Source organism: Pseudomonas sp. MDT1-16 (assembly GCF_054898115.1).
The window spans coordinates 3,464,968-3,489,429 of sequence record NZ_CM142717.1 but is presented as its reverse complement, the minus strand read 5'-3'; the positions used below and the strand labels follow the sequence as shown (position 1 = coordinate 3,489,429).

General features: G+C 57.6%; 32 protein-coding genes, 2 tRNA genes and 2 pseudogenes. 13 read left to right on the top strand and 23 right to left on the bottom strand.

Going from position 1 to position 24,462, the window contains the following annotated elements:
• Positions 1-33: 33 nt before the first annotated feature.
• The 5 genes from ACYZT3_RS15975 to ACYZT3_RS15955 form a co-directional block, all read right to left on the bottom strand.
• On the bottom strand, positions 34-1,413 hold the full coding sequence (locus tag ACYZT3_RS15975; protein WP_282375807.1) for a 4Fe-4S binding protein: 1,380 nt from the start codon (positions 1,411-1,413) through the stop codon (positions 34-36).
• Positions 1,401-2,255 (bottom strand): FTR1 family iron permease, encoded by an 855-nt coding sequence (locus ACYZT3_RS15970; RefSeq protein ID WP_462030267.1) that lies wholly within the window; start codon positions 2,253-2,255, stop codon positions 1,401-1,403. Before ACYZT3_RS15970 ends, ACYZT3_RS15975 begins: the two co-directional genes overlap by 13 nt.
• Positions 2,256-2,277: 22 nt before the next feature.
• Positions 2,278-2,610 (bottom strand): cupredoxin domain-containing protein, encoded by a 333-nt coding sequence (locus ACYZT3_RS15965; protein WP_282375805.1) that lies wholly within the window; start codon positions 2,608-2,610, stop codon positions 2,278-2,280.
• On the bottom strand, positions 2,611-3,141 hold the full coding sequence (locus ACYZT3_RS15960; protein ID WP_282375803.1) for an iron transporter: 531 nt from the start codon (positions 3,139-3,141) through the stop codon (positions 2,611-2,613).
• Between the two features lie 93 nt (positions 3,142-3,234).
• Complete coding sequence (locus tag ACYZT3_RS15955; RefSeq protein ID WP_282375802.1) at positions 3,235-3,582, bottom strand: hypothetical protein; 348 nt, start codon at positions 3,580-3,582, stop codon at positions 3,235-3,237.
• Between the two features lie 205 nt (positions 3,583-3,787).
• Here ACYZT3_RS15955 and ACYZT3_RS15950 point away from each other — a divergent pair, with 205 nt between their 5' ends.
• From ACYZT3_RS15950 to ACYZT3_RS15940, 3 genes are all read left to right on the top strand, one after another.
• Positions 3,788-4,009, top strand: a complete 222-nt coding sequence (locus ACYZT3_RS15950) for a DUF3079 domain-containing protein (protein WP_282375801.1) — start codon at positions 3,788-3,790, stop codon at positions 4,007-4,009.
• Positions 4,010-4,213: 204 nt separating this feature from the next.
• Positions 4,214-4,287: transfer RNA gene (locus ACYZT3_RS15945), tRNA-Cys, on the top strand.
• A gap of 195 nt (positions 4,288-4,482) precedes the next feature.
• Positions 4,483-4,569: transfer RNA gene (locus ACYZT3_RS15940), tRNA-Leu, on the top strand.
• A 77-nt stretch (positions 4,570-4,646) separates the two neighbouring features.
• On the opposite strand, the gene ACYZT3_RS15935 is transcribed toward ACYZT3_RS15940, so the two are convergent.
• The 3 genes from ACYZT3_RS15935 to ACYZT3_RS15925 all read right to left on the bottom strand — a co-directional run bounded on the left by ACYZT3_RS15935 (position 4,647) and on the right by ACYZT3_RS15925 (position 6,450).
• The gene (locus ACYZT3_RS15935) at positions 4,647-4,856 is read right to left on the bottom strand and encodes a hypothetical protein (protein WP_282375800.1); all 210 of its coding nucleotides are present in this window, start codon (positions 4,854-4,856) and stop codon (positions 4,647-4,649) included.
• 771 nt (positions 4,857-5,627) lie between these two features.
• Entirely contained in the window at positions 5,628-5,912 is a 285-nt protein-coding gene (locus ACYZT3_RS15930; protein ID WP_282375799.1) for a hypothetical protein, read from the bottom strand.
• A 307-nt stretch (positions 5,913-6,219) separates the two neighbouring features.
• On the bottom strand, positions 6,220-6,450 hold the full coding sequence (locus ACYZT3_RS15925; RefSeq protein WP_010460746.1) for a hypothetical protein: 231 nt from the start codon (positions 6,448-6,450) through the stop codon (positions 6,220-6,222).
• A 164-nt stretch (positions 6,451-6,614) separates the two neighbouring features.
• Here ACYZT3_RS15925 and ACYZT3_RS15920 point away from each other — a divergent pair, with 164 nt between their 5' ends.
• Positions 6,615-6,836, top strand: a complete 222-nt coding sequence (locus ACYZT3_RS15920; RefSeq protein ID WP_462030266.1) for a hypothetical protein — start codon at positions 6,615-6,617, stop codon at positions 6,834-6,836.
• Positions 6,837-6,869: 33 nt separating this feature from the next.
• Here ACYZT3_RS15920 and ACYZT3_RS15915 read toward each other — a convergent pair whose 3' ends face one another.
• The 5 genes from ACYZT3_RS15915 to ACYZT3_RS15895 all read right to left on the bottom strand — a co-directional run bounded on the left by ACYZT3_RS15915 (position 6,870) and on the right by ACYZT3_RS15895 (position 11,748).
• Positions 6,870-7,910 (bottom strand): DNA topoisomerase IB, encoded by a 1,041-nt coding sequence (locus ACYZT3_RS15915; protein WP_462030265.1) that lies wholly within the window; start codon positions 7,908-7,910, stop codon positions 6,870-6,872.
• A 75-nt stretch (positions 7,911-7,985) separates the two neighbouring features.
• Positions 7,986-9,065: a molybdenum ABC transporter ATP-binding protein gene (modC, locus tag ACYZT3_RS15910; RefSeq protein ID WP_462030264.1), complete on the bottom strand. Its 1,080-nt coding sequence runs from the start codon at positions 9,063-9,065 to the stop codon at positions 7,986-7,988.
• Between the two features lie 3 nt (positions 9,066-9,068).
• Positions 9,069-9,749 (bottom strand): molybdate ABC transporter permease subunit, encoded by a 681-nt coding sequence (modB, locus tag ACYZT3_RS15905; RefSeq protein ID WP_462030263.1) that lies wholly within the window; start codon positions 9,747-9,749, stop codon positions 9,069-9,071.
• Complete coding sequence (gene modA, locus ACYZT3_RS15900) at positions 9,750-10,517, bottom strand: molybdate ABC transporter substrate-binding protein (protein WP_462030262.1); 768 nt, start codon at positions 10,515-10,517, stop codon at positions 9,750-9,752.
• Positions 10,518-10,683: 166 nt separating this feature from the next.
• On the bottom strand, positions 10,684-11,748 hold the full coding sequence (locus tag ACYZT3_RS15895) for an NAD(P)H-dependent flavin oxidoreductase (protein WP_282375793.1): 1,065 nt from the start codon (positions 11,746-11,748) through the stop codon (positions 10,684-10,686).
• Positions 11,749-11,937: 189 nt separating this feature from the next.
• Between ACYZT3_RS15895 and acuI the strand changes: the two genes are divergently transcribed.
• Positions 11,938-12,921, top strand: coding sequence for an acrylyl-CoA reductase (NADPH) (gene acuI / locus ACYZT3_RS15890; RefSeq protein WP_282375792.1), 984 nt, complete (start codon positions 11,938-11,940; stop codon positions 12,919-12,921).
• Here the strand turns inward: acuI and ada are convergent, their stop codons facing one another.
• The 6 genes and pseudogenes from ada to ACYZT3_RS15860 form a co-directional block, all read right to left on the bottom strand.
• On the bottom strand, positions 12,922-13,986 hold the full coding sequence (ada, locus tag ACYZT3_RS15885) for a bifunctional DNA-binding transcriptional regulator/O6-methylguanine-DNA methyltransferase Ada (RefSeq protein ID WP_462030261.1): 1,065 nt from the start codon (positions 13,984-13,986) through the stop codon (positions 12,922-12,924). It abuts the gene before it with no gap.
• A gap of 85 nt (positions 13,987-14,071) precedes the next feature.
• Positions 14,072-14,752 carry a DNA oxidative demethylase AlkB gene (gene alkB, locus ACYZT3_RS15880; protein WP_462030260.1) on the bottom strand — a complete coding sequence of 227 codons (681 nt, stop codon included), beginning with the start codon at positions 14,750-14,752 and terminating at the stop codon, positions 14,072-14,074.
• Positions 14,742-15,373, bottom strand: a pseudogene (locus ACYZT3_RS15875) (2OG-Fe(II) oxygenase). The gene alkB and the pseudogene ACYZT3_RS15875 overlap by 11 nt, the downstream one beginning before the upstream one ends.
• Positions 15,370-15,519, bottom strand: a complete 150-nt coding sequence (locus ACYZT3_RS15870) for a hypothetical protein (protein ID WP_282375788.1) — start codon at positions 15,517-15,519, stop codon at positions 15,370-15,372. Before ACYZT3_RS15870 ends, ACYZT3_RS15875 begins: the two are co-directional and overlap by 4 nt.
• A gap of 126 nt (positions 15,520-15,645) precedes the next feature.
• Entirely contained in the window at positions 15,646-15,822 is a 177-nt protein-coding gene (locus ACYZT3_RS15865) for a hypothetical protein (protein WP_282375787.1), read from the bottom strand.
• A gap of 29 nt (positions 15,823-15,851) precedes the next feature.
• The gene (locus ACYZT3_RS15860) at positions 15,852-16,154 is read right to left on the bottom strand and encodes a DUF1883 domain-containing protein (RefSeq protein ID WP_282375786.1); all 303 of its coding nucleotides are present in this window, start codon (positions 16,152-16,154) and stop codon (positions 15,852-15,854) included.
• A gap of 212 nt (positions 16,155-16,366) precedes the next feature.
• Here ACYZT3_RS15860 and ACYZT3_RS15855 point away from each other — a divergent pair, with 212 nt between their 5' ends.
• Both ACYZT3_RS15855 and ACYZT3_RS15850 read left to right on the top strand, forming a co-directional pair.
• Positions 16,367-16,723, top strand: coding sequence for a hypothetical protein (locus tag ACYZT3_RS15855; protein ID WP_282375785.1), 357 nt, complete (start codon positions 16,367-16,369; stop codon positions 16,721-16,723).
• A gap of 72 nt (positions 16,724-16,795) precedes the next feature.
• Entirely contained in the window at positions 16,796-17,026 is a 231-nt protein-coding gene (locus ACYZT3_RS15850) for a hypothetical protein (protein ID WP_282375784.1), read from the top strand.
• A 45-nt stretch (positions 17,027-17,071) separates the two neighbouring features.
• Here the strand turns inward: ACYZT3_RS15850 and ACYZT3_RS15845 are convergent.
• Positions 17,072-17,963 (bottom strand): annotated as a pseudogene (locus ACYZT3_RS15845) (Tn3 family transposase); the annotation flags it as partial.
• Positions 17,964-18,140: 177 nt separating this feature from the next.
• On the opposite strand from ACYZT3_RS15845, the gene ACYZT3_RS15840 reads away from it, so the two are divergent.
• From ACYZT3_RS15840 to ACYZT3_RS15825, 4 genes are all read left to right on the top strand, one after another.
• Positions 18,141-18,581: a hypothetical protein gene (locus ACYZT3_RS15840; RefSeq protein ID WP_282375783.1), complete on the top strand. Its 441-nt coding sequence runs from the start codon at positions 18,141-18,143 to the stop codon at positions 18,579-18,581.
• 153 nt (positions 18,582-18,734) lie between these two features.
• On the top strand, positions 18,735-19,007 hold the full coding sequence (locus ACYZT3_RS15835) for a CopG family ribbon-helix-helix protein (RefSeq protein ID WP_277528272.1): 273 nt from the start codon (positions 18,735-18,737) through the stop codon (positions 19,005-19,007).
• Complete coding sequence (locus ACYZT3_RS15830) at positions 19,007-19,282, top strand: type II toxin-antitoxin system RelE/ParE family toxin (protein ID WP_282375778.1); 276 nt, start codon at positions 19,007-19,009, stop codon at positions 19,280-19,282. The genes ACYZT3_RS15835 and ACYZT3_RS15830 overlap by 1 nt, the downstream gene beginning before the upstream one ends.
• Before the next feature lie 424 nt (positions 19,283-19,706).
• On the top strand, positions 19,707-19,940 hold the full coding sequence (locus tag ACYZT3_RS15825; protein WP_282375777.1) for a hypothetical protein: 234 nt from the start codon (positions 19,707-19,709) through the stop codon (positions 19,938-19,940).
• A 277-nt stretch (positions 19,941-20,217) separates the two neighbouring features.
• Here the strand turns inward: ACYZT3_RS15825 and ACYZT3_RS15820 are convergent, their stop codons facing one another.
• Positions 20,218-20,499 carry a putative periplasmic lipoprotein gene (locus ACYZT3_RS15820; protein ID WP_282375776.1) on the bottom strand — a complete coding sequence of 94 codons (282 nt, stop codon included), beginning with the start codon at positions 20,497-20,499 and terminating at the stop codon, positions 20,218-20,220.
• Between the two features lie 141 nt (positions 20,500-20,640).
• Positions 20,641-20,829 carry a hypothetical protein gene (locus tag ACYZT3_RS15815; RefSeq protein ID WP_282375775.1) on the bottom strand — a complete coding sequence of 63 codons (189 nt, stop codon included), beginning with the start codon at positions 20,827-20,829 and terminating at the stop codon, positions 20,641-20,643.
• A 266-nt stretch (positions 20,830-21,095) separates the two neighbouring features.
• Between ACYZT3_RS15815 and galU the strand changes: the two genes are divergently transcribed.
• Together galU and gorA are read left to right on the top strand one after the other, a co-directional pair.
• A complete protein-coding gene (gene galU, locus ACYZT3_RS15810) occupies positions 21,096-21,935 on the top strand; it encodes a UTP--glucose-1-phosphate uridylyltransferase GalU (RefSeq protein ID WP_282375774.1) in 840 nt (279 codons plus the stop codon).
• A 132-nt stretch (positions 21,936-22,067) separates the two neighbouring features.
• Complete coding sequence (gorA, locus tag ACYZT3_RS15805; RefSeq protein WP_462030259.1) at positions 22,068-23,426, top strand: glutathione-disulfide reductase; 1,359 nt, start codon at positions 22,068-22,070, stop codon at positions 23,424-23,426.
• Here gorA and ACYZT3_RS15800 read toward each other — a convergent pair.
• Positions 23,423-24,442: a DNA-binding protein gene (locus tag ACYZT3_RS15800; protein ID WP_462030258.1), complete on the bottom strand. Its 1,020-nt coding sequence runs from the start codon at positions 24,440-24,442 to the stop codon at positions 23,423-23,425. The two genes, gorA and ACYZT3_RS15800, sit on opposite strands and share 4 nt — an antisense overlap.
• Between the last annotated feature and the right edge of the window lie 20 nt (positions 24,443-24,462).

The following is a 24,462-nucleotide window of genomic DNA, read 5'->3' as shown; positions in this document are numbered from 1 at the left end:
CGGCCTGGTGGTTGGAGGAGGGCGCTGAGGCGATCAAGCCCAGCCCCAGAATTGCAACCACCAGCCAAACCCTACCAAGCTGATGCCGAGTAACAGGCAAGTGCTGCCAGCGCAGCGTCGAGCCAGGGAAATGCCTTCGCGGTCCAGCCGTTCCCACCCCAGCAACAGGCTCCAGCCCATCACGGCTATTAACAAACAAGCTCTGGCCGGTTGTACCCATTCCAGCAGCAACCCTTCATAGCGCAGTAATTTCACCGTTGTGGCCGACAGCCCGAGAAACAATCCTGCACCACCCAGGGGCGTGAGGGTCAGTGCCATTGGCCAATACAGTGCGCGGTCTTGCGCCAGTCGAGCCGTCAGGCGCAGAAGAATCATCAACGCCGTGCCCAACACCATCGAACTCAAACTCAAGTAAGCAACGATGCTGAAACCATCGAGCCAACTGAAGCTGTCGTTGAGCTGCGGGTAATGGGTCAGCAGCCACCAGGGCGCGTTGTCCTGCAGCGCCCAGAGTTGGTCGTGCTCGACCAGCGATTGGGCAAGGGTTTGTTTGAGGGCGACAAACCAGGGGCTGACCGTCCACTGAAACGCGCCCATCGCCAGGCCAATTACACCGAACAGCAGTAAACGCGCGTCCCACGGTGAAAGCGTCTGCGCGGTCGCGTGAAGAATCTCTTGGTTGCTGGAGCGGGCGATCAGCTGAACGGCGCCGCGTTGTCCACTGCAGCGTCCGCAGGCGTGGCAGTCGCTGGCGCCTTGCAGTCGACGGATGTCGAGCAAGGGCGCGCAGTTGGGCGGCGGCAGGCGCGGCGCGGCATTTTCTATCCAGCGTTGTTCGTCTACCTGAAAATGCATGGGCGCCAGGCGGGCGAGCAGGGCGAAGACGCCGCTGACCGGGCATAGGTAACGACACCAGACTCGCTTGCCTCGGGCGAACAGCAGACCGACGGCAACCGCCGCGACAGTCGAGCCACCCAGAATCAATAACGCCGCCTGGGCGTAGTCATAGACGCTGATCAATTGGCCGTAAAGGGTTGTGAGGCAGAACGCCAAGGTTGGCCAGCCGCCCCAGCGCAACCAGCGCGGTACACCCAAACCTTTGCCGTAATGGCTGGCCCATTCGCTGAGTGAGCCTTCCGGACACAGAACGCCACACCAGAGTCGGCCGAACAGCACGATCGACAGCAGCACGAACGGCCACCAAATACCCCAGAACAAAAACTGCGCGAACAGGGTCAGGTTGTCGAGCAGTCGTGCCTGGCTGTCCGGCAGCGGCAACACCGCCGGGATCACCAACAGCAACGCATAGAACAGTACAACGGCCCACTGCACGGCACGAATGACCCGCGCATGGCGACGCATTCCATCGCCCATGCGCTGCAGCCATTGATTGCGACGACTCAGCTCAGGCATGGGACTTTTTCCGCAGCACGCTGGCGCAGCCAACCGCCGACAGCCAGCCAATAACTTGCCAGCACCAGTAACGTCATGCCGCTGGGCGTCGCGCGATAACCGGCAAAACCGGCAAGAAAACCACCCAGTCCATGGCTGTCGCTGAGTAATGCGCTGCTGTCCCAAAGCGCTTCGCCAACGAGGCTGTACATCACCTCCGGCAAATCCAGGGCGAGTAATTGACCGCCGATTCGCTCGGTGCCGCTGACCAGCAATGCCGCGCCGAGCATCAGCAAAACAGCTTCGCTGATGGCAAAGAATTGCTGCCACGAAATAAACCGGCGACTGCTGTGCAGCAGCGCAATCGTCAGCACCGACAACGCCAATCCCAATGCGCCGCCGGCGGCAAACAAACCGAGCTGTGGACCTCGTAACTGAGCACCGGCGCCATAGAGAAAGACCACCGTTTCACTGCCTTCGCGGCTGACGGCGAGCATGGCCAGCAGTAACAGACCTGTGCCACCTTGCCGGGCCAGGTGACTATCGGCGTGTCGTTGCAAATCGTGCTTGAGCGTGCGCCCGTGGCGGTGCATCCAGCCGACCATCTGCACAATCAGCAGGCTGGCAACCAGCGCGAGTGCGGCCTGGAACCACTCACTGGCTGAGCCGCTCATGGCCTCACCGGCAAACAGAATCAACACCGCCAGCAGGCCCGAAAGCATCAACCCCAGCACGACACCGGCCCACACGTACTTCGTGAGTCGATCTCCCTGATGCTGCTGGCTGACCCACGCCTGGAGAATGCCGATCACCAGCAGCGCCTCGACGCTTTCGCGCCAGACAATGAACATTGATTGATTCATGGAAGCTCCGTATTTGAACGGGTTATTTCGCGAGGATGCCGCCCTCGGGCAGTTGCGGATTGAACTCGTCGAAGAAGGGATAGTGACCAGGCCGGAGGGGATGAATAACCACGAAGGTTGTCACTCCCGGCGACAGTACTTTTTCAACCCGCAATGGCGTGCTCTCGAATTCGGCTGGCCCTTGACCGATATTTTTCAGGATGATTTTGAAGCGCTGTCCGGCCGGAACCTCCAGCAAGGCGGGGGAGAAGTGGCCATCGCGCAGGCTCAGCTCATAGCTGGGTAACTCGGCATAAGCCGTCAATGGCACCACTGCTGTGGCAAGCATCAGCCAGGCAATGCGCAAGCGCTTCATTCAATAGCCGCCTTTTTTACCGATGCCGGCGTAGATGAACTCATAGTGCAATTCGCAGCGTTCAAACCAGGGGGCTACGCCGGTTTCCTTATCGGTATGGCGGCCAAGGGACCCATGACCGCCGGGTGGCAGGACGGTGAAGGTCAGCTGATATTTACCTGGGCCGAGCAGCTTTACATTGTCGCCATAGTGCGGACCGTCGTTGGCGACCATGGCGTGGAAATCGCCTTTGAGTTGGTTCTCATTGCCTTGTTTTTTCAAATTGAACGAGACATTGAGGTACGGCACGAAACTGCCTTCCTGAAAGCCTTGTCGATTGTTCGCCGTGGCGCGAATGTCGGCTTCCAGATGCACATCGGAATCTGCAGTGGCCCGCATCATTCCGGCAGGTGCCATCTCGATCGGCTGCAAATACACGGCCCCGACTTCCAGCCCCGGACACAGCTGTGGTTCGCCGATCGGGTATTCCTTGGCCTGAGCCAACGGTGTGAGCAAGAGCAGGGCGAGTGACAGCGAAAAGGTCGTACGCATGATGTCTTCCTGGGCACTAACGAGTAGGAGCCCGAGTGTAGGAAGCTTTCTTACGAATAATAATGATTGTTATCAAGTTTGCAGTGATTAAGGCTATGACTCGGAACGCTTTCGAAATCGCTCCGCGCGGTCAACGCTGTCGCTCATCTGAGCCGCCGCGTGAATCGTTAGAGGATGCTGGGTGAAACCGGGTCTGGGTGAAATGTAGGCGGCCATTTCGCGGGCGACGGCTATCTGTTTATCCGAACCTTGTGTCAGTAATGCAATGACCAGATTTTCCAGGGCAATCACCCGGACACGAAGGTGTACCAGTTCTGCGTTGGTCAAGTCGGGGGGAGAGGAAAATGCTTCTGCATCGAGTGATTTTTTCGCGCCTTTATCATCCCAGGTCGACAATTGGACAGGGCTCTGTTCTCCGGCAGGTGGTTTTTTACCCAGCATAAGAGGCATCTCCAGGTGTTTTTATGTGGCTGCCCAGGGGCCGGAAAAGCGCTATGACGTAGCCGATTTCCCGGCAGGATGAAGCTTAGCTGTAAGACTGACATTGAGTGCGAGCTTTCGACTTCAGTCTTGATCCGTATCAAGGGCATTTTTGCGCAAACGATGTAGGTTGGAGGCACATCCTAGAGGCGAACAGGGGATCGACATGGCCAAGAATTTTCCCATCAGCCCCAAGCACCCCGAGCGCATTTGCTGGGGCTGCGACAGATACTGCCCAGCCAATTCCCTGGCGTGCGGCAATGGCTCCGACAGGACAATGCATCCTGCCGAAATGATCGGAGACGATTGGTATCTGCATGGGGACTGGGGCATTGAACCGTTGATCGCGGTAAAAGATGTAACGGACGATCCCAGCCGGGAGGGCTGAGCAACCCCGTTGAAACATAGAAACCGCCTGACAGAATTTTTTTTGAAATCAAGGGGTTGCCAGCCTCGGGAAATCAGTACATAATTCACGCCATCGAAAGCACTGACTGCTGAAAAAGCTCAATGTTTTCAAGGAGTTAGATCGCGTATCTGATTCCAAGTTTGTACGCGTTTGATGTTGTGCTACATGACATCAGATGTTTGAGGCCGAGTAGCAAAATGGTTATGCAGTGGATTGCAAATCCACCTACGCCGGTTCGATTCCGACCTCGGCCTCCACTTTAAACGAGCTCCGTAGATCTATGATTTACGGAGCTTTTTTATTTTCACTGTCCTGCAAGATTTAGTCTTGAAAAGGACAGTCGCGAACTTGCTTCGCCGAGACGGGATGTATATATTTCCCCCTCTGCTGCACAAGCGTCAGAACTGCCAGATCGTTATCTGACAGTCTTCAGACTGCTTCACCGCGCTACCGCCCGAATGGCGAAACTGGTAGACGCATGGGACTTAAAATCCCCCGCTCGTAAGGGCGTGCCGGTTCGATTCCGGCTTCGGGCACCATCTTAAATCAAGGGTTTGCGAGCGAAAGCTGATGCAAACCCTTGTTTGTTTCTGGCCGGCTATTTTGTTGGCCACAGCTATTGATGGCGGTTGTTAGTCGCTGGATCAGCCTCGCGTCGGCCTTCGCCAGAAGGGTTGCCGGTATTGACAAGCCTTCTCTCTACCAAGACATTTTGAAGGGCCTGGCGAGCAGCAGCGTCCAGCTGGTGTTCTCTCTCCTTGAGTTCAAGCAAGATTGGGCTGGACCAGGCGCGATAGGTTTGCTCGGTTTTACGAATTGATGTCATCTGTCCCCTCCTTGATGAGTGGCGGCCACCACCGTCGGCGCAATGTTGGATCGATAGAACCCTAGTCGAGGAATCTGTTTACCGCCAAAAAATGGCAGGGCGAGGTGCGCACCTCACTGACGCCGCTATCGAGCTTAGAATCAAATAATATATTGATCAGTTTGGGGTTATCTAATCTTCAAAATTGCGTTGTCTTAATATAAAAAATAATAAATAGGTGGAAGTTGTGAGTAAGGCAGTGACTGCCATTGCTGTAGTGTTATTCATGTCTGGATGTTCTTCCGGGCCTCAGACTTCCAATGATGCCCATACTCCCGCACCTCAAGGTGTGAAGCAATTGAGTGTAGATGAGGTTCACCAGATTTTGGTTGGTCGTAAGCTCCAAAGCGAGACCGCCAAGGGGCAGCCTTTCTGGGAAACCCTGAGCCCTGAGCCCTGACGGCATGGCGGTAATACAAATTGCTAAAGATTCCGAGCAGAAGGGAGGCTGGACTATTGCGAATGATGTGATTTGCGTGACGTATCAGCAATATGGGAAGGAATGCAATACCGTGCACAGCGACGGTGTTTCGGCTTGGTTAGTAGATGAAAACAACAGGATAACTAACAACAAATTCAGTGTGCATTAGTTGAACATCGTCTAACTAATGCACACCCGTTATCTCAATCGGGGCGGTGCGTGATATCTGGTATCGGGATATAAGCAGACATACAGCTCATGGCGTCAGCGGCCGGATCGAGTGAGTTCGATTCAGCCGCCGAAGCTGTCAGCTAAACGAAAGGCTGACCGGTAAAACCACGAGGCAATCGTTGCAGTCCATCCATGGCGGTGAGCCGTTCGACCCAAGCCGCACGCCAGTCGATGGCAGTGTGCGTAACTTTGGCTTTGCGTGCGGCGCGGCGTGCAGCGTTGCGCTGGTCTTTGCGCGCATCCTTGAACGCGTCGGTTTCGCGGCAGCTTCTGCATTTCACCCGGGTAAGTTCGCTGGTTGAGACGAGTTTGCTGCCTTTGTGACCGCAGGCCAGATGCCCGCCGACTTTGAAGTGAGTAACCATCAGACGCCTCCTTGGTGACGTGTAATCGTTTGACCTCCGGCGTTCGGTGACGTTCGTTGTCTGCGTCATGGGCAAAAAAAGACCCGCGTGCGTGCGGGCCAGGGGATTCTTCAAAGGAGTCCGGTCAATGTAGAGCCTGAGTTGTGAACGCCGTGTGAAATAGACTGCTTAGCCATAAAAAAGCCCAGCGCCAGGCCGGGTTGGGGATGTAGCAGGAAGCGATCAGGCAAGGACGCATACGGTGACGACAAGGTCGCCGTTCATGCGTCCTGAATCAGGCCGTGTCCTTGAAGGTGTCCAGATCGAATCATCTGAACCGCGGCAGGGGCGGGTCGACAGGTTTGAGTGACGACAGCGTATTGCGAATCAGTGGCGCGTCTTTCTCGATGTCGTTCAGACGATCACGAATTCTGAGGGCCGTCGGGTGACCGCCTTGATGATCGACCCAGTCGGCGATTTCCTTGCACGCCGCTGCCAGGCGAGCCTGACGGGAGTCGAGCAGGGTGAGCAGAGTGGTGATGGACTCTTTTTCGGACATGGCAAACACCTCCGTTCAAGAAACCTGTATTTGGCAGCAAAAAGCCCGCTGGGAGCGAGCTTTCTGCCGATGGGGTCGCTGTTCCTTCAGCTTTCTCAGTATAGACCCGTAAAAGGCAGGTGACCTTAGCCTTGTCGGGCCGTCACTTGTGACCTGGCATTTAAATGCCAGCATTCATGTTGAGCGTCTTCTTCACGATCGAAACCGTCACCGATGAAGCCATGGGTTCGAGTATCGGCGATGCGATACCAGAAGGCGGCGTCTGGTGGTGGATGGCTGGTTTCTCCGGCTCGGCGGCCATGAATGATGATCTTGGTGCAACGCTTCACAACGAAAATGTCTTCCATGGCGTCACCGCAGCTAATTCGTGTTCAGAACAACTATAGAAGCCATTTGCGATCGTGCAAAAAATAGACGGGTCAGTTCGTCGCCTCAGCCATTGCGGCCCTCATCTCCAAAAACACCGCGAGCCCGACTTCCTCTGCCCTGAGCCCTTTGCGCGCTAGTGGCCTGGGCAGCTCAGACAATGCACCCAGAAGAAAACCATCAAGCACCGCCGGGTGGATGTAGCACTTGCGGCAGACTGCTGGGGTGTTACCCAGTTGTTTGGCGACGTTCTTGACCATCTCCACCACATGCCGCTTCGCATCCGACTCGGGTTCCCACTGCAGTTCCCGCAAAACCGCCAATGCCAACGCGCTGCCAGCCCAGGTGCGGTAATCCTTGGCAGTGAAGTCGGCGCCGGTGAGGGTTTGCAGGTAGGCGTTGACGTCGGAGGAACTGACGGTGTGCCGCTCACCGTTTTCATCCAGGTACTGAAACAGGTTTTGCCCGGGAATTTCCAGGCAGCGTTTGATAATCCGCGCCAGGCGCCGGTCTTTCACGGTGATCTGATGCTCGACGCCGCTCTTGCCGCGGAACTGGAACAGGATCGCACTGCCGTTGACCTCGACGTGACGGTTACGCAGGGTAGTGAGGCCGTAGGAGCGGTTATCCCGAGCGTACTGCGTGTTGCCGACCCGGATCAGCGTCGCATCGAGCAAGGTGATGACCGTGGCCATGACCTTGTCGCGGCTGAAGCCGGGAGCCGCCAGCAGTGCTTCAAGCTGTTTGCGCAGTTTCGGCAGGGCCTGGCCGAAGTCCCGCAGGCGCGAGTATTTGTCGGCATCGCGCACTTCTCGCCAGCGCGGGTGATAACGGTATTGCTTGCGACCTCGGGCATCATGGCCAGTGGCTTGCAGATGTCCGCGCGGGTCGGCACAGATCCACACATCGGTGTAGGCCGGGGGCACCGCGAGGGCGTTGATGCGTTTGATCTCATCTTGGTCGGTGATGCGCTGACCCGCAGGGTCGTAATAACAGAACGTGCCGCGCAGTTTCTTGCGGGTGATGCCGGGCTGGGCGTCATCGACGTAATGCAGGTCGGATGGCAGCACATCGGGTAGCACGATATCGGACATGGCGATAGTCCTTGGCAACGGGTCAGGGGCCGTTACAGCCATTGACCGCACGCCATTGCAGTCGTGCCAGCGAATTTATGCCAGCACCGCCACTGCCTTGATCTGTGCCCAGAGTTGCTGGCCGGGGTGCACGCCCAATTGGTCCCGGGAGTAGCGGGTAATCCGCGCCAGCAGCGGTGTACCGCCTGCGTCCAGACGGATCAGCACGTGGGCGGCGTTGTCCGCGCCCATTTCACTGATCACGGTGACCGGGAGGCGATTGAGGATGCTGCTTTGCTCGACGCTTTGCAGGCTCAGGCTGACATCCCGCGCCTGAACCTTGCACCGTAGCGCCTGACCCAGGGCCATCGGTGAGTGAGCCACGCGAATGTTCAGGGTCGTGTCGGGCAGTTGCAGGGTCAGCAACTGGTAGTCGGCGTCATGGGCACTGACGCGCCCCTCGATCACCACGCCGGCGTCGTCGCCCAGCGCCAAGGGCAGGTCAAGACGGGCCAGGGTTTCACCGATAGGGCCGCTGGCCAGCGCCTTGCCGTTACTGAGCAGGACGAGGTGGTCGGCCAGCCGCGCGACTTCATCCTGGGAGTGGCTGACGTACAGCACCGGGATGTCCAGCTCATCGTGGAGTCGCTGCAGGTACGGCAGGATTTCGTTTTTACGCTGGCTATCCAACGCTGCCAGCGGCTCGTCCATCAGCAACAGTTTGGGGCTGGTGAGCAGGGCCCGGGCGATGCCGATGCGCTGGCGTTCACCGCCCGAAAGATTCTGCGGAGGGCGATCCAGCAGGTGGCCGATCCCGAGCAGTTCAGTCGCGTGAGCCATGTCGACCTGGCGCTGTTGGCGAGGAATGCGCTTGAGGCCGAACTCCAGATTGGCCAGCACCGACAGATGGGGAAACAGGCTGGCTTCCTGGAAGACGTAACCCAGCGCACGTTTGTGTGGCGGTACGAAAATTTTCTTGTCGCTGTCCTGCCAGACTTCATCGTTGACCTGGATGAAACCCTGCTCGGCCTTCTCCAGGCCGGCGATGCAGCGCAGGCAGGTGGTCTTGCCCGAACCGGAATGACCGTAAAGTGCAGTGACTCCGCGGCCGGGCAATTGCAAATCCACCTCCAGGGTGAACCCCGAATACCTCAGTTTCAGACGCGTATGAATCATCGATCAGCTCCAGCCCGATTTGGTTTTACGGCTGGAGTAGAGCGCCAGCAACACAACAAAGGAGAACACCAGCATCGCCCCGGCCAACCAATGGGCCTGGGCGTACTCCATCGCTTCAACGTGATCGTAGATCTGCACCGAGACCACGCGGGTTTTGTCGGGAATGTTGCCGCCGATCATCAGCACCACGCCGAATTCACCGACGGTGTGGGCGAAACCGAGAATCGCAGCGGTGATGAAACCGGGGCGGGCCAGCGGCAGTATCACGCTAAAAAACGTGTCCCAGGGATTGGCGCGTAACGTCGCGGCCACCTCCAATGGGCGAGTACCGATGGCAGAAAAAGCGTTTTGCAGTGGCTGGACCACGAACGGCATCGAGTAGAGCACCGAGCCGATGACTAGCCCTGCAAAACTGAACGTGAGGGTGCCGAGCCCCAGTGACTGGGTGAAGTGGCCGACAAACCCGTTAGGGCCGAGCGCCAGCAACAGGTAAAAGCCAATCACCGTCGGTGGCAGTACCAGGGGCAGGGCGACGATTGCCCCGACCGGGCCGCGCAACCACGAGCGGGTGCGCGACAGCCATAACGCAATCGGAGTGCCGATGATCAGTAGGATAACCGTCGTCAGTGACGCCAGTTTCAGGGTCAGCCAGATGGCGGAAAAGTCGGCACTCGAGAGCGTCATTTAGAGTTGGTAACCATAGGATTTGATGACAGCGGCGGCTTTTGGACCTTTGAGGTAGTCAACCAGTGCCTCGGCGGCCGGGTTGTCCTTGCCTTTGTTGAGGATCACCGCGTCTTGTTTGATCAGGTCATGCAGGTTGGCCGGAACGATCCAGGCCGAACCGCTGGTGACTTTGCCGTCTTTGTAGATCTGCGACAAGGCCACAAAACCGAGTTCGGCGTTGCCGGTGGAGACGAATTGGTAGGCCTGGGTGATGTTCTGGCCTTCAACGAGCTTGGCTTTGACCTTGTCGGTCAGGCCCAGCTTGGCCAGCACCTGAGTGGCGGCCAGGCCATAAGGCGCCGCTTTCGGGTTGGCGATGGACAGATGCTGATACGGGTTGTCGCTCAGCACTTTGCCCTTGGCATCGACGTAACCTTCCTTGGCCGACCACAGCGCCAGAGTGCCGACGGCGTAGGTGAAGCGCGAACCTTTGACCGTGTCGCCTTCGGTTTCGAGTTTTTGCGCGGTGGTGTCGTCCGCCGAGAGGAACACTTCGAACGGTGCGCCATTCTTTATCTGGGTGTAGAACTGCCCGGTGGCACCATAGGAAGCGACCAGTTTATGCCCGGTGTCTTTTTCGAAATCGGCGGCGATCGCCTGAATCGGCGCAGTGAAGTTGGCGGCGACGGCAACCAGGACTTCATTCGCCTGGGCGGACCCGAAAGCGAACACTGCGAGCAGGGTTGCCAGGCAGGTTGGGGCAAAACGTGAGGCAGGAATGGGCATAAAACGGCTCCGTGGTAGGCAAGTGCAAAGCGGGGGGTAAGCGCTATATAGCGGAATATATAGCGAATAGCCTGTAAACGGAACGTGCTGGATGCGCGTTATTGAGGCCACGCATGAACCTGTAGCTGCCGAAGGCTGCGTTCGGCAGCTGCTACAAGAACATACGTTACCGACGAACCAACTTGGCCAATCCTTCCTCAGCCAGACGCCGGGTCAATTCAGCCGTGGTCATTTCCACGCCCAGCGTGAATGCCTGACCCGCCCACAGATTGCTGAAATCCGCTTCTCCCTTGGCCCGCAATGGCATTAGCGCACCACCCGCCAACGGGAAGGCCGGTGCTTTAGCGCTCATCGGCCCGAGTTCGCGCATCACCCTATTGAGAATTCCACGCGCCGGGCGTCCGGTGAAAATGTTAGTGACGGCTGTCTCACTTTCCTTGGCGGTGCGCAACGCCTTGTGATGAGACGCGCTGACCTTGGCCTCCGGCGTGAACAAGTACGCCGTGCCCACTTGCACCGCCGAAGCGCCCAACAGAAAAGCTGCCGCGACGCCTCGTGCATCGGCAATACCGCCGGCAGCAATCACCGGCACTTTCACGGCATCGACGATCTGGGGCACCAGCGCAAAGATCCCCACTTGGCTGCTCAGATCATCACTGAGGAACATGCCCCGATGGCCACCGGCTTCATACCCCATAGCGATGATAGCGTCACAGCCATGTTGCTCGAGCCAAACGGCCTCTTCGACGGTGGTGGCCGACGAGAGCACTTTCGCTCCAGTGGCTTTCACGCGATCCAGCAGGGATTTTTCCGGCAGTCCGAAGTGGAAGCTCACGACTTCCGGGCGAAACTCTTCGATCACTTCGCAGGCCGCGTTATCGAACGGCGCTCGATTGGACACCGGCGTCGGTGCGTCGAAGTCCACGCCAAGTTCCCGGTAATAAGGTTCCAGTAGATTCTTCCAGTCTCGAGCGCGTTGCTCATCGGCGGCGGGTGACTGATGGCAGAAGTAGTTGACGTTGATCGGGCGCTGAGTCTGTTGGCGAATCGTTTTCAGCTCCTCGCGCAACTGATCGATGCTCAACATGGCGGCGGGCATCGAACCCAGGCCGCCGGCGTTGCTGGCTGCGATAACCATGGCCGAACCGTTTGCGCCAGCCATGGGCGCCTGGATGATCGGCAGCTCAATGCCAAGCAGGTCAAGAATGCGAGTGTCTGGCCATTTGCTCATTTGAAAGGTTCTCCGACGTCATAACTGGGCAGGGACGGTAGCACCGGATTTGTATCAGCAATGACGGGCGCGGGGCCAGTCGAGTTTTCAGTTTCTGTGCCACTCTTGGCTTAAAGTCGAGTACGACGAAATGTTGCTATGTGCTATTTCCACTGCACCACAACTGAGTGATTCCATTAGGAGGCAGCGATGTTCAAAGGCATTTTGATCGACAAAGACGACGGCGGGTACCGGGCCACACTGCAAGAGATCAATGACGATCAACTGCCCGAGGGCGATGTGACGGTGCGTGTGGCGTACAGCACGCTGAATTTCAAGGATGGCCTGGCGATTACCGGCAGGAGCCCGGTGGTTCGAAAATTCCCGATGGTGCCGGGGATCGATCTGGCAGGCACTGTCGAAGTCAGTGGGCATCCGGACTACAAGGTCGGTGATCAGGTCGTACTCAATGGCTGGGGTGTTGGCGAAGGACATTGGGGTGGACTGGCGCAGAAGGCTCGCTTGAACGGTGACTGGTTGATTCCGCTACCCAAGGCGTTCACCGCGGCGCAAGCGATGGCCATCGGCACGGCGGGTTACACGGCGATGCTCAGCATCCTGGCGCTGGAACATAATGGCGTGACGCCCGATCAGGGCGAAGTATTGGTCACCGGCGCCAATGGCGGTGTAGGCAGTTTCGCCATCGCACTGCTGAGCAAGCTCGGCTATCGGGTGGTCGCGTCCACCGGCCGAACCTGCGAGCACGACTACCTCAAGCAACTAGGCGCCAGCGAAATCATCGACCGCGCCACGCTGTCCGAGCCCGGCAAACCCTTGGCCAAGGAGCGCTGGGCGGCGGTTATCGACTCGGTCGGCAGCCACACCCTGGCCAATGCCTGTGCCAGCACGAAGGCCAACGGCACTGTTGCCGCGTGTGGCCTGGCGCAAGGCATGGACTTCCCGGCTTCAGTCGCACCGTTCATTTTGCGTGGCGTGACCCTGGCCGGGATCAACAGCGTGACCCAGCCGAAAGCCAAGCGAGTACTGGCCTGGAATCGTCTGGCCAAGGATCTCGACTTCGCTTTGCTGCCGCTGATCAGCCACGAAATCGGTTTGAGTGAAGCGATCGACGCCGCTCCGCGGTTGCTTGCGGGGCAATTGCGCGGGCGGGTTGTGGTGGATGTGAATCGCTGATTACTGGGCTTCACGCTCCAGCAATTGCCGTTTGCGTTCCACACCCCAACGATAGCCCGACAGGTTGCCGTCGCTGCGAACCACGCGGTGGCACGGAATCGCCACCGCCAGAGTGTTCGCGCCGCAGGCTTGAGCCACCGCGCGCATCGCTTTTGGCGCGCCGATTCGCTGGGCGATATCGGCGTAGCTCGCGGTGCAGCCAACAGGAATCTCCCGCAGGGCTTGCCAGACCCGCTCTTGAAAAGCGGTGCCGCGAACATCCAGCGGCAAGTCCAGGCCCAGGGCCGGCGCTTCGATAAAACCAACCACCTTGGCGATCAGTTGCTCGAACGCGTGGTCGGCGCCAATCAGATTCGCACGCCGAAATTTGTCCTGCAGATCGCAGACCAGTTGGTGCGGATCATCTCCCAGCAGGATCGCGCAAACTCCCCGTTCACTCTGCGCCACCAGAATCGCCCCCAGGGAACATTGGCCGACGGCAAAACGAATGTCGTTGTTTTGGCCTGCTGCGCGGTAATCACCGGGTTTCATGCCCAATAGTTGATCGGCTGCTTCATAGAAACGACTGTTGGAGTTGAAGCCAGCGTCATACAGCGCGTCGGTCACTGAACCTCCGTCCGCGAGGCGCTCACGGACCCTGCGTGAACGATGGGCGGTGGCGTAACCCTTGGGCGTCAGGCCGGTAACCGCTTTGAACACCCGATGGAAGTGAAAGCTGCTGAGGCCGGCAGCGAAGGCCAGTTCGCTCAGTACAGGTAGATTTTCCGCGGTTTCAATCTGGCGGCACGCGGCGGCCACGGTCGCGGCATGTTGCGCGGCGACGTCGCTTTGATCCTTCGCGGCTCGTTTGCTGGGGCGATAACCCGCGGCCTGCGCCTGCTCGGCGGTGTCGAAGAATTCGACGTTCTGCGGTTTCGGCAAACGCGCCAGGCTGCTGGGGCGGCAGTAAATACCGGTCGTTTTCACCGCGTACACAAACTGTCCGTCTGCGCGGGGATCACGCGCAACGACGGCGGCCCAGCGAGGATCATTCTCGGTGGCGATCTTTGTCGAATGGCTTGTCATGGCTTCATGTCCTGACCTGTTTCATTCAGATTAACCAGCCGACGGGGTTGCTGCACCCTGGGCCTTGCGGTCGAATTCGAAAGCTTCATCCAGCGGTACGAAAGGTGAAGTTGATCCGTTGTTCGCCCATTCGCGGGTGTTGGCCGTCCTTGATCGGCAAGACGCCGTGATAACGCAAGCGATCCACACCGCCCCAGACCACGATGTCGCCATGTAACAGCGGTACCCGCTGGCTTTTATCGCTGCGCTCGAAACCACCGAACAAGAACATCGCCAGCAATCCCAGCGACACTGAAACAATGGGTGCAGCGTAGGAAACTTCGTCCTTGTCCTGGTGCAACGACATCTTGGCACCGGGAACATAACGGTTGATCAGGCAGGAATCAGGCACGAAATCCGCAAACCCCGCTTCCCGCGCCGCCGCTTGTGCCAGTTCGAGAAACACGTCGGGCATTTTCGGCCAGGGTTGACCGGTCTGCGGATCATTGCGGGTATAGCGATAACCGCTGCGATTGGTGGTCCAACCCAGCGCGCCGCAACTGCTCAAGGCTACCGACATGGTAAAGCCCCCGGGCGTGATCATCTGTCGAAACGGTGCAGCCGCCAGAACCGCGTCCAGTGCGGGCAGCAACTGATCCAGCCAGGGCAGGGCAAAGCCTCTGAGGACGCAGGATTGTTCGCCGATCCGATCGAGCCTGGGTGGCTGCTGGGGTTGCGCGTCGGCAAACAAGTCGAAGGTGGTCGGGTTCATGGGGTCATAACGCATCGTGAAAGATGATTCCAAGGGTATGCCGTTTTCCACTGTGCAGGCGACTCACGCCGTGGCGCAGGGTGACCCGGTAACAGCCACGAACGCCTTTGACCGGTCGTTGATTGACGGCAAGGATCAGCCCGTCGCCTTTCTTCAGGCCAATGACCTGGGGCGCGACTGCATCCGCGGGCGCTGATCGGTCAGCACGAACTCGCCGCCGGTGAAATCGTCATCCGGCTCTGACAGCAGAATCGCCACTTGCAGCGGGAAGACGTGTTCGCCGTACAGATCCTGATGCAAGCAGTTGTAGTCCTGCGGTCCATAGTGCAGCAACAACGGCGTCGGGGGTTCCTGACCGGCGGCATGGCAGCGTTCGAGGAACGCTTCATGCGTTTCAGGGAAGCGGGTCGGCAGGTCCATGTGCTCGCACCAGCGATTGGCTATCGGCACCAGTCGAGGGTAGAGCGACCTGCGCAAATGGGCGACGACATCCGGCAACGGGTACCTGAAATATTTGTACTCGCCACGGCCAAAGCCGTGACGAGCCATGACCACTTGCGAGCGAAACGGTTCGGGGCGGGCATACAGTGCGCTGATTTCATCGCACGTCTTGTGGCTTAAAAGCGACTTGATCATCGCGCAGCCATCCTGATCGAGTTGCTGTTCCAGTGTGGCCCAGTCCAGTCCATCGAGAGCGCGCACAGACCCTCGGCGCTGTACGCGAGCAGCAAGACGCCAAGGCTGGAAGTGCCGTTGATGAAGCGAATCGAGGAAGTAGACATGTTCTGACTCCTTAACCAAAGGTTGAGGTGGCCAGTCTAGGGCGCGGTGAGTGGGAGATCACTCCGGCGCTTGCGGTCTAATTTCAGATGGGGGAGCAGACGTCCTTGTTGTCGCTCCGGATCCCGTTACAGCGCTTTGCTGACGCTGATTTCGCTGATGACGTCTTCACTGGAACCATGAATGGCGTCCAGCGCGGCCTTGGCTTCTTCTTCGGTGCCTTTTTCAAGCTGGGCAAATTCGAAGCGACGCTCACCGTTGAGTTTGTATTTGATGACGTATTTGGTCGTTTGGGCCACGGTCATAGCTGCCTGGTTCTCGTGCTGGGTGTCACTCAGCTCAGTTTCGTGCTGGAGCGGCGGATGATCTTGATGGTGTGAGTCAGGGTCGGTGTGCGAGTCACGCTGATCGGCCGGCGGTTGACCGTGTCGATGGTGATGTTCCAGAAACCGGTGCTCGGTGCAGTAATCCGCGCCGGGAAAGTGTCGAATGCTCCGCCGTGGTAAGTGTGGCGACCGCCATTCTTGAAGCTGCGGAAATTGGCGTCGTTCATCAAGCGGATGTTGCAGGTTTGGGAGCATTGAATGACGACGATGTCGTCTTCGTTGAGGTGCTCGCGTTGGTGGATAAATTTCATGAGGCGCCTCCAGAAGGGCTTTTTCTACAAAATCAAAACGATAGCATGGGCGATTGGCGCAGTTTATCAGCCCGAACGGGTTATTATCCGGTCGTCGGGGTCCGCTTTGACAATTAAAAACAGTTATACGGAATTCTATGAGCGATAAACGCAGTAAGCCTCGGAGAAAAACAGCATTTGTACTGTCGGAGTGTCTTTATCGGAGGTGTTGTATGAAGTGGGGTGTGCTGGTCCTGCCTATGGCGATAGCGATGAGTGGCTGTGCCAGTGTCTCTGAGATCAATCAGACGCTGCCCACCATGAGCGTGATTTCAGGCAAGAAGCCTCATGAATACGCGCAATGCCTGACCGAAAAACTGTCCAGCAGCCGGGGAGCCCTGCAAGTCGAGCCGCAGAAGGACGGTGTGCGAGTCATCGTGCCGCAGAAGTTCTCCTCGGGCCCGGCCGCGGTATTTGATATCGAAGACCGCTCCACTGGCAGCAGCATCAAGTTGCATGAGCGCATCTCCAATGTGCCGTTGCGCCCAATGGATGTACGCAATGCCGCTACTGCGTGCATTTCCGGCTGATAGACTGTCGCGAGTCAGCACCGATGCCGCCAAAGCAGCGCTTTGGCGGCATTGTCATTTCTGGAGTCGAGCATGAAGCGAGAGCAGGTACGGGAGTGCCATACAGAGGGTCACATTTCTGCCACCCACGTCATTCAAAATCCGGCGAACTCGGGAGAATGGATCGTGTTTTTCAAGAAGAGCGCCGGGCGCAGTTATTTTCTGGTCGATGATAACGATGAAGTCGAATCCTTCAGTCGTCTCGACGATTTGATCGAGACGGTGCGCGGCCTCGGGATCAAGTTCGCCGAAATTCACATGTAGGGCAGGGCGCCGTGGGAGCCTACAGAATTCGGAAAAAATCGTACGCTAAGGTTTTCCAACCTGCCGTAGCGGCCTGAGTTTCCCGTCTTCCAGCTTGCGGCTCTGCCGCCAGACGTAATTGCCGGTCAGGTTGATGTGCGCCCAGCCCAGCGGAGACAGGTATTGCTACAGGTCGGTATTCACCGGCTTTCCGGCGTCAGTCAGCCTTTGGGTTGCCCGCTCCAGAGAGATCGTGTTCCAGAGCACAATGGCGGCGGTCACCAGGTTGAGACCGCTGGCCCGGTATCGCTGCTGCTCGAAGCTCCTATCCCTGGTTTCGCCGAGGCGGTTGAAGAACACCGCCCTGGCCAGAGCGTTTCGCGCCTCACCCTTGTTCAACCCGGCATGCACACGACGGCGCAGCTCGACGCTTTGCAGCCAGTCCAGGATAAACAGCGTGCGCTCGATCCGGCCCAACTCCCGTAGGGCCACGGCCAGGCCGTTCTGGCGTGGATAGCTGCCCAGCTTGCGTAGCATCAGCGAGGCGGTGACGGTTCCTTGCTTGATCGATGCTGCCAGACGCAGAATCTCGTCCCAGTGAGCGCGGACATGCTTGATGTTCAGGGTGCCGCCAATCATTGGCCGAAGTATCGGGTAGTCCTGAACACTCTGTGGCACATACAGCTTGGTTTCGCCCAGGTCACGGCTGCGCGGGGCAAAGCGAAACCCCAGCAGGTGCATCAGCGCGAAGACGTGATCGGTGAAGTCCGCCGTGTCGGTGTAGTGCTCCTAGATCCGCAGATCTGACTCGTGATACAGCAGCCCATCGAGCACGTAGGTCAAATCCCGCACCGACATTCACCACGCGGGTGCTGAACGGTGCGTACTGGTCGGAGATATGGGTATAGAACAGCCGTCCAGGTTCATTGCCGTACTTCGGGTTGACGTGCCCCGCGGTTGACGCGACAACTGCCTTGAAAAACGCTTGGCAGCCTGACATCAAGTTAGGGTGTAGCCCAATCTGACATCAAGGCTTGACGACCCGAGGTTATTAACTATGATTAGATTTAGATCGTAGTGATGCGTTGCGATTCAAAATATTGACCGGCGCCACAAAGGCAAGGACAAGTCATTGATGACTCGCTTCAATCAGACCGAAGCCATGCTGCTCGAACGGGCTGCCTCAAAGGTTTTCGGCACTCTGGACGACTTACTCATATCAGCCCAAGACGCGTTGACCAAGGCAGGTAATTGGAAAGATGAGGTGCAGATAGATGTGTGGCTAAGCAAACCATACTCAGGTACCCGCTGCGCCAGGTTACTACATGGGGTTCCATCACCCCGCTTTTGGGCCTCGCCTGTTAAAACCAACGTCTTGATGCCTGCAAAGGATGTCATTTATTTCTTTGGTGGGGCCAGTCGGGCTGAGCGGCTGAAAACGTCGTTGCATGAATGCTCAGGAAGAACCGGAGCATTGGTTGATGAGCTTTTCGTCAATACGATTCGAGGATCAATTGGTTCATGCCTTGATCAAGAATGCCGGCGACCTGTTTACCCGAGCCCCGCATTGGTTTAAATAGCTTGTCCACCTGGAGATTGCGCGGCTTGCCTCTGAAATTGATAGGCATGCTTGGTTTACCAAGCAACGGTCTATGACGCTTGCGAACGCCGCGCCCGTTTGGCGCCCAAGTGCACACAAATAGCATTTCGCAGCATTGGAGTAATTATCATGGCCACTACCGCCAAGACCCGATCCGTCACGGCTCACGTCCCTGTGCAACTGGCTGAGAAGGTCGATTTGATGGCTGAGCGCCTGGAGCGTTCCAAGAACTGGATCGTCAAGCAAGCCCTTTCTGCTTGGATTGACCAAGAAGAAGAACGCAGTCGCCTGACCCGCGAGGCCTTGGCTGATGTGGACGCCGGTCGGGTAATTGACCACCAAGCTGTCCAGGCTTGGGCCGACAGCCTAAGTACAGAGTCCCCGCTGCCGGTGCCGCGCTGATGGAGTTGAAGTGGACAAGCAAGGCGCTTTCCGACATTGCCCGGCTGTACGAGTTTCTGGCCACAGTGAATCAACCTGCCGCCGCGCAAACGGTTCAACAGCTCACGGCTGCTCCAAGTACGTTGCTGACCAATCCACGCATTGGCGAAAGGCTTGAAGAGTTTGAGCCGCGGGATGTGCGCCGAATTATTATCGGCCACTACGAGTTGCGTTACGAGATACAGGGTTCCACCATCTATCTGCTACGTCTGTGGCACACACGCGAGGATCGATAATGCGTGGATTGGACATAGAAAAACTCAACGCAGCAGTGAGCGGCATCCTGAGTAAGCACAAGGCAAAAAATCGAGCCCCGGTGGACTCGTCCAACACTTCACCTGGTCCTTCACCAGGGGATGGTTGGAGGGGGCAGGCTCGCGCCCTGGACTCCGTTTGGCTTGTTGCTGGTTGGTGCCCTTGGTGACTACGAGAGCATGCGGCAATTTCTGTTGACAGCCACCACCGCAGAAATGAGTCGCACGATTATGATCAGCATCGCGGGGGGCTTCTTTTTCGGGGCGGTAGTGCAAGTGCTGGTCGATATCACCACACTTAAATTCCCTGGCTACAGAGACGGCATGCATCAAAGTAGATCGACTACCAACTGCCGTCTGGTACTGGGATTTGCCACCCGATGGTCGCGACTTGGCAGGCCGGGAGGTGACGACTGCTCGTTGTACACCGAACGCTGAAACACGCTGGGCACTGGACGATCTACTCAAGGAGCTGGCCCGTGGAGAGAACAAGGGTGGTTCCGACCTGTTAGACCGAAAGATCGCTCAATTGCTGGGGATTCAGTCTCAGCAACTCAAGCCCACGCAAAAGCTGGACGATGCGATCCGGCTGCTGTCGCTACGCTATCGTGGTTTGCCGTCCAGTTATGAGTGGATGTAAAAATCGAAGAGTCACCGCCTGGTTTCAAAGCCTTCGTGGTCGTGCGAGCGACGGCAAAAACGCCGTTGTTGAGGCAGATCCATGGCAACGTTGCTTAGTCGCGGGAGGCCCGTCCGAGGCCTTGGCTGTCACCATCACGGCCATCACCCGTGAGACATGGGCATTCACAACCTGAGTTGGCCCCTCATCGATACGGTCAAGACAGCCTTGAATATGTCCCGCCGCTAGCGTCCGAAAGTTTTAGCGTACGATTTTTTCCGAATCCTGCGGGCTCCCCTTACTTGCAGACCACCACGACGCTGCGGTTCTTGTAGTTACCGACGTCGACGCCCAGTGTCTTGTCGCTTTCCTTGGTCGAAGGTGTGCCGTCGGTGCCGACGATTCGATAGCCGGTGCCGGCGCAAGAGGCATCGGCTTTTTCGTAGCAGGTCGCCCAGGAGTTGGCTTCCCCGGAGCAGTCGATGGCCAGGGCTTGCTCGCCGTTGTTCAGGTAGGTCGTTTCGGAAGTGGCGCAGCCGCTCAGGGTCAGTACCGCAATCAGTGGCAAAAATTTATTCATGTCGTTGTCGTCGTCAGGATGATGGGGCTAAGCCTGTGACAGCGCTGGCATCAAAAGGTTATAGCGAATGGCCACTTCTTTGCAGGTAATCACAAAAAAGCCCTGCGTTACAGCAGGGCTTGGTCAAGAGTTGGACTCAGATCAAGTATTATCTTTGCCGCGTCGTTTGACGGTTGGGTGTTCTAGTTCCAATACGGATGCCACTTCAATCGCCAACGCTTCGGTAGGGAAAGGTCCGGCGATATTCTCGCCGCTGGCGCTGTCTACCCACCATTGCCCGTCTTTCGCCTGATTGATCAGGAACCCGTTGACACTTTTTGCTACCGACATCTATCTGCCTCGTTGGCTGGTTCAATTGCGCAATGATAGCGCCAAATGCACTCAACGGGGGCTGATGGTGTAGGGTGGTGCGATTCGCAGCCGTGCAGATCTGGTGGTCTGTGCTATCTATAAAGGCTGCGGAGCTATCTCGGGAACTATCCGCGAGAATATTTCTCTATGATGGCATTGGTTAGCCAGTGCGGGGCATTGTAAGGTGCTCGCCGCCTGATTAGACTGCGCCGAAACTCGTACACACAGCCCTTTCAAGGACTTATATGATCAAGAAATGCTTGTTCCCAGCAGCCGGTTACGGCACTCGCTTCCTGCCAGCGACTAAAGCCATGCCCAAAGAAATGCTGCCGGTGGTAAACAAGCCACTGATCCAGTACGGCGTCGAAGAAGCACTGGACGCTGGATTGACCGAAATCTCCATCGTCACCGGTCGCGGCAAACGCGCGCTGGAAGACCACTTTGACATCAGCTATGAGCTGGAAAACCAGATCAAGGGCACCGACAAGGAAAAATACCTGGTCGGCATCCGTAAACTGTTGGACGAGTGCTCGTTCTCCTACACCCGTCAGACCGAAATGAAAGGCTTGGGCCACGCGATCCTGACTGGCCGCCCGCTGATCGGTGACGAACCGTTCGCGGTAGTGCTGGCGGACGACTTGTGCGTCAACCTCGAAGGCGACGGCGTCCTGACCCAGATGGTCAAGCTGTACGAGCAGTATCGCTGCACCATCGTTGCGATCCAGGAAGTGGATCCGCAGGAAACCAACAAGTACGGCGTGATCTCCGGCGAGCTGATCGCTGATGATTTGTATCGCGTTCGCAACATGGTCGAAAAACCAGCCCCGGAAGACGCACCGTCGAACCTGGCGATCATCGGTCGTTACATCCTGACCCCGGATATTTTCGAGCTGATCAAACAAACCGAGCCAGGCAAAGGCGGCGAGATTCAAATCACCGACGCCCTGATGAAGCAGGCGAAAAACGGTTGCGTGATTGCCTACAAGTTCAAGGGCCAGCGTTTTGACTGCGGTGGCGCTGAAGGCTACATCGAGGCCACCAACTTCTGCTTCGAGAACTTCTACAAGACTGGCAAGGCTTATTGATAGCCTCTGACCCACTTGTATTGAAAAGCCACCTTCGGGTGGCTTTTTCATTTTCTGTCCCCATATCGTTTGCAGTGCTTGCCCAACGGATGTCTGCGGGTATGCTTGTGGACTGCCGAGGAGATTGAAAAAATGGCCTACGATTTTGACCTTTATGTGATTGGCGCCGGTTCCGGCGGTGTGCGGGCTGCGCGTTTTGCTGCCGGTTTTGGCGCGAAAGTGGCTGTGGCCGAGAGCCGCTACCTGGGTGGCACTTGTGTGAATGTCGGCTGCGTACCGAAGAAGCTGTTGGTCTACGGCGCGCACTTCGCCGAAGACTTCGAGCAGTCGCAAGGTTTTGGCTGGACGCCGGGCGAAGCGAAGTTCGATTGGGCGACGCTGATCGCCAACAAGGATCGCGAGATCAATCGCTTGAATGGCATCTATCGCAACCTGCTAATTAACAGCGGCGTGACCTTGCATGAAGGCCACGCCAAAATCGTTGATCCGCACCAGGTCGAGATTAATGGCGAGCGCTACACCGCCAAAAACATCCTGATTGCTACCGGCGGCTGGCCGCAGATTCCGGAGATTCCGGGGCACGAGCACGCGATCAGTTCCAACCAGGCGTTCTTCCTCAAAGAGCTGCCAAAGCGTGTTCTGGTCGTGGGTGGTGGTTACATCGCTGTCGAATTCGCCGGGATATTCCACGGTCTGGGTGCCGAGACCACGTTGCTTTATCGCGGTGAGCTGTTCCTGCGTGGCTTCGACGGTGCTGTGCGCAAGCACTTGCAGGAAGAGCTGACCAAGCGCGGCATGGACCTGCAGTTCAACGCCGATATCGAACGTATCGACAAGCAGTCCGACGGCAGCCTGAAGGTGACCCTCAAGGATGGCCGTGTGCTGGAGGCGGATTGTGTGTTCTACGCCACGGGTCGACGCCCGATGCTCGACAATCTTGGGCTGGAAAACACCGGCGTCAAACTCGACAAGAAAGGTTTCGTCGAGGTCGACGAGCAGTATCAGACTGCTGAACCGTCGATCCTCGCGCTTGGCGATGTGATCGGCCGGGTTCAGCTGACACCAGTCGCGCTGGCTGAAGGCATGGCCGTGGCGCGACGTTTGTTCAAGCCTGAGCAATATCGCCCCGTGGATTACAAGATGATTCCGACCGCGGTGTTCAGCCTGCCGAACATTGGCACGGTCGGCTTGACCGAGGAAGAGGCCCGGGAGGCCGGGCACGAGGTGGTGATCTTCGAAAGCCGCTTCCGTCCAATGAAGCTGACCCTGACCGAATGCCAGGAGCGCACCCTGATGAAACTGGTGGTGGACGCCAAGACCGACAAGGTTCTGGGATGCCACATTGTGGGTCCGGATGCCGGGGAAATTGTTCAAGGCCTGGCAATTGCCTTGAAGGCGGGCGCCACCAAGCGCGATTTCGATGAAACCATTGGCGTGCATCCCACCGCCGCCGAAGAGTTCGTCACCCTGCGCACGCCGGTCGCGGGTTAATCGTCCTTTTGGGGCGCTGATGCTTCTGGCGCTGTCTCAATGACGGCCGCCAGGCGCACGCTCTCATCCAGGCTCGCCTGAGCCTTGAGCAACTCAATTGCCAACCCTTTATTTATCTGCGACTGCTCGTCGACGCTCTGCTTCAGCGACTGGCTTTCCAGCAGAGCCGCGCGCAAGCGTTCCTGGAGAAGGGTGCGTTCGCTGTCAATACGGTTGACCTGTTCCAGCAACTGATCCTGTCGAGCATTGGTTTGTTTGAGTTGATCCTGCAGCAGACTCAGCTCTCTCAAGGTGCCACGGTTCTCCGTCAACAAGCGCTCGTTGTCGCGGTGCAGTTGCGTAATCTCATCCTGGCGCACCAATGCGCTCTGCTGGGCCTGGCGCAATTCCATCTGAATCTGCTGCACTTGGCTTTCGTGGCGGCGCTGCTCCTGCTCGCGCTGCTCTTTGACAGCGTTGCGGTAGTGTTCCAGTGCGTCGCGAGCATGCAGGTGTTTCTCTTCAAGGGAGCGGATCTGCTCGTCCTTGTCTTTCAAGCGTAACTCGAAATCGGCCAATGCCTGGTTCAGTCCGGCGTTGCGGGTTTGCTCGGTCTGCAGCATGGAGCGAGTTTCTTGCAGTGCCTCGGATTCCTGAGTCAGTGCCAGGCTTTGAATTTCGTATTGCTGATGCAATTCGGTATTGGCTTGTTGGGCTTCGGTCAGCTGTATTTCCAACTCTTTTCGCTGCTGATCGAACTGCGCGCGTGCCTGGTCGATGGGTTCTTGCGCCTGCTCCTTGAGGCGTTGCGCCAGGCGTGAGACAAGGCCTGCCAGCTCATCATCAATGGGCTCAGAAGGCGTTTCGGCGCACTCGCTGCCGTCATCCAGCTCCTTCAGATAGCGGTGGATAGTGGTTTTTGAGCCGGTATTGCCCATCTCGATCCGTACCGCGTCGATGCTGGGGTTTTCGCCTCGGGCGAGGATCGCCAAACGTGCCGCTTGCACTACTGCTTTATTAACGCCGCCGCGAGCCATGTTTTCTCCTACGATTTCGT

What these genes read in the sequence shown, in the direction of transcription:
- ACYZT3_RS15975 (WP_282375807.1), bottom strand. Translation starts at nt 1,413, where the DNA reads ATGCCTGAGCTGAGTCGTCGCAATCAATGGCTGCAGCGCATGGGCGAT.
- ACYZT3_RS15970 (WP_462030267.1), bottom strand. Translation starts at nt 2,255, where the DNA reads ATGAATCAATCAATGTTCATTGTCTGGCGCGAAAGCGTCGAGGCGCTG.
- ACYZT3_RS15965 (WP_282375805.1), bottom strand. Translation starts at nt 2,610, where the DNA reads ATGAAGCGCTTGCGCATTGCCTGGCTGATGCTTGCCACAGCAGTGGTG.
- ACYZT3_RS15960 (WP_282375803.1), bottom strand. Translation starts at nt 3,141, where the DNA reads ATGCGTACGACCTTTTCGCTGTCACTCGCCCTGCTCTTGCTCACACCG.
- ACYZT3_RS15955 (WP_282375802.1), bottom strand. Translation starts at nt 3,582, where the DNA reads ATGCTGGGTAAAAAACCACCTGCCGGAGAACAGAGCCCTGTCCAATTG.
- ACYZT3_RS15950 (WP_282375801.1), top strand. Translation starts at nt 3,788, where the DNA reads ATGGCCAAGAATTTTCCCATCAGCCCCAAGCACCCCGAGCGCATTTGC.
- ACYZT3_RS15935 (WP_282375800.1), bottom strand. Translation starts at nt 4,856, where the DNA reads ATGACATCAATTCGTAAAACCGAGCAAACCTATCGCGCCTGGTCCAGC.
- ACYZT3_RS15930 (WP_282375799.1), bottom strand. Translation starts at nt 5,912, where the DNA reads ATGGTTACTCACTTCAAAGTCGGCGGGCATCTGGCCTGCGGTCACAAA.
- ACYZT3_RS15925 (WP_010460746.1), bottom strand. Translation starts at nt 6,450, where the DNA reads ATGTCCGAAAAAGAGTCCATCACCACTCTGCTCACCCTGCTCGACTCC.
- ACYZT3_RS15920 (WP_462030266.1), top strand. Translation starts at nt 6,615, where the DNA reads ATGCCAGCATTCATGTTGAGCGTCTTCTTCACGATCGAAACCGTCACC.
- ACYZT3_RS15915 (WP_462030265.1), bottom strand. Translation starts at nt 7,910, where the DNA reads ATGTCCGATATCGTGCTACCCGATGTGCTGCCATCCGACCTGCATTAC.
- modC (WP_462030264.1), bottom strand. Translation starts at nt 9,065, where the DNA reads ATGATTCATACGCGTCTGAAACTGAGGTATTCGGGGTTCACCCTGGAG.
- modB (WP_462030263.1), bottom strand. Translation starts at nt 9,749, where the DNA reads ATGACGCTCTCGAGTGCCGACTTTTCCGCCATCTGGCTGACCCTGAAA.
- modA (WP_462030262.1), bottom strand. Translation starts at nt 10,517, where the DNA reads ATGCCCATTCCTGCCTCACGTTTTGCCCCAACCTGCCTGGCAACCCTG.
- ACYZT3_RS15895 (WP_282375793.1), bottom strand. Translation starts at nt 11,748, where the DNA reads ATGAGCAAATGGCCAGACACTCGCATTCTTGACCTGCTTGGCATTGAG.
- acuI (WP_282375792.1), top strand. Translation starts at nt 11,938, where the DNA reads ATGTTCAAAGGCATTTTGATCGACAAAGACGACGGCGGGTACCGGGCC.
- ada (WP_462030261.1), bottom strand. Translation starts at nt 13,986, where the DNA reads ATGACAAGCCATTCGACAAAGATCGCCACCGAGAATGATCCTCGCTGG.
- alkB (WP_462030260.1), bottom strand. Translation starts at nt 14,752, where the DNA reads ATGCGTTATGACCCCATGAACCCGACCACCTTCGACTTGTTTGCCGAC.
- ACYZT3_RS15870 (WP_282375788.1), bottom strand. Translation starts at nt 15,519, where the DNA reads ATGTCTACTTCCTCGATTCGCTTCATCAACGGCACTTCCAGCCTTGGC.
- ACYZT3_RS15865 (WP_282375787.1), bottom strand. Translation starts at nt 15,822, where the DNA reads ATGACCGTGGCCCAAACGACCAAATACGTCATCAAATACAAACTCAAC.
- ACYZT3_RS15860 (WP_282375786.1), bottom strand. Translation starts at nt 16,154, where the DNA reads ATGAAATTTATCCACCAACGCGAGCACCTCAACGAAGACGACATCGTC.
- ACYZT3_RS15855 (WP_282375785.1), top strand. Translation starts at nt 16,367, where the DNA reads ATGAAGTGGGGTGTGCTGGTCCTGCCTATGGCGATAGCGATGAGTGGC.
- ACYZT3_RS15850 (WP_282375784.1), top strand. Translation starts at nt 16,796, where the DNA reads ATGAAGCGAGAGCAGGTACGGGAGTGCCATACAGAGGGTCACATTTCT.
- ACYZT3_RS15840 (WP_282375783.1), top strand. Translation starts at nt 18,141, where the DNA reads ATGACTCGCTTCAATCAGACCGAAGCCATGCTGCTCGAACGGGCTGCC.
- ACYZT3_RS15835 (WP_277528272.1), top strand. Translation starts at nt 18,735, where the DNA reads ATGGCCACTACCGCCAAGACCCGATCCGTCACGGCTCACGTCCCTGTG.
- ACYZT3_RS15830 (WP_282375778.1), top strand. Translation starts at nt 19,007, where the DNA reads ATGGAGTTGAAGTGGACAAGCAAGGCGCTTTCCGACATTGCCCGGCTG.
- ACYZT3_RS15820 (WP_282375776.1), bottom strand. Translation starts at nt 20,499, where the DNA reads ATGAATAAATTTTTGCCACTGATTGCGGTACTGACCCTGAGCGGCTGC.
- ACYZT3_RS15815 (WP_282375775.1), bottom strand. Translation starts at nt 20,829, where the DNA reads ATGTCGGTAGCAAAAAGTGTCAACGGGTTCCTGATCAATCAGGCGAAA.
- galU (WP_282375774.1), top strand. Translation starts at nt 21,096, where the DNA reads ATGATCAAGAAATGCTTGTTCCCAGCAGCCGGTTACGGCACTCGCTTC.
- gorA (WP_462030259.1), top strand. Translation starts at nt 22,068, where the DNA reads ATGGCCTACGATTTTGACCTTTATGTGATTGGCGCCGGTTCCGGCGGT.
- ACYZT3_RS15800 (WP_462030258.1), bottom strand. Translation starts at nt 24,442, where the DNA reads ATGGCTCGCGGCGGCGTTAATAAAGCAGTAGTGCAAGCGGCACGTTTG.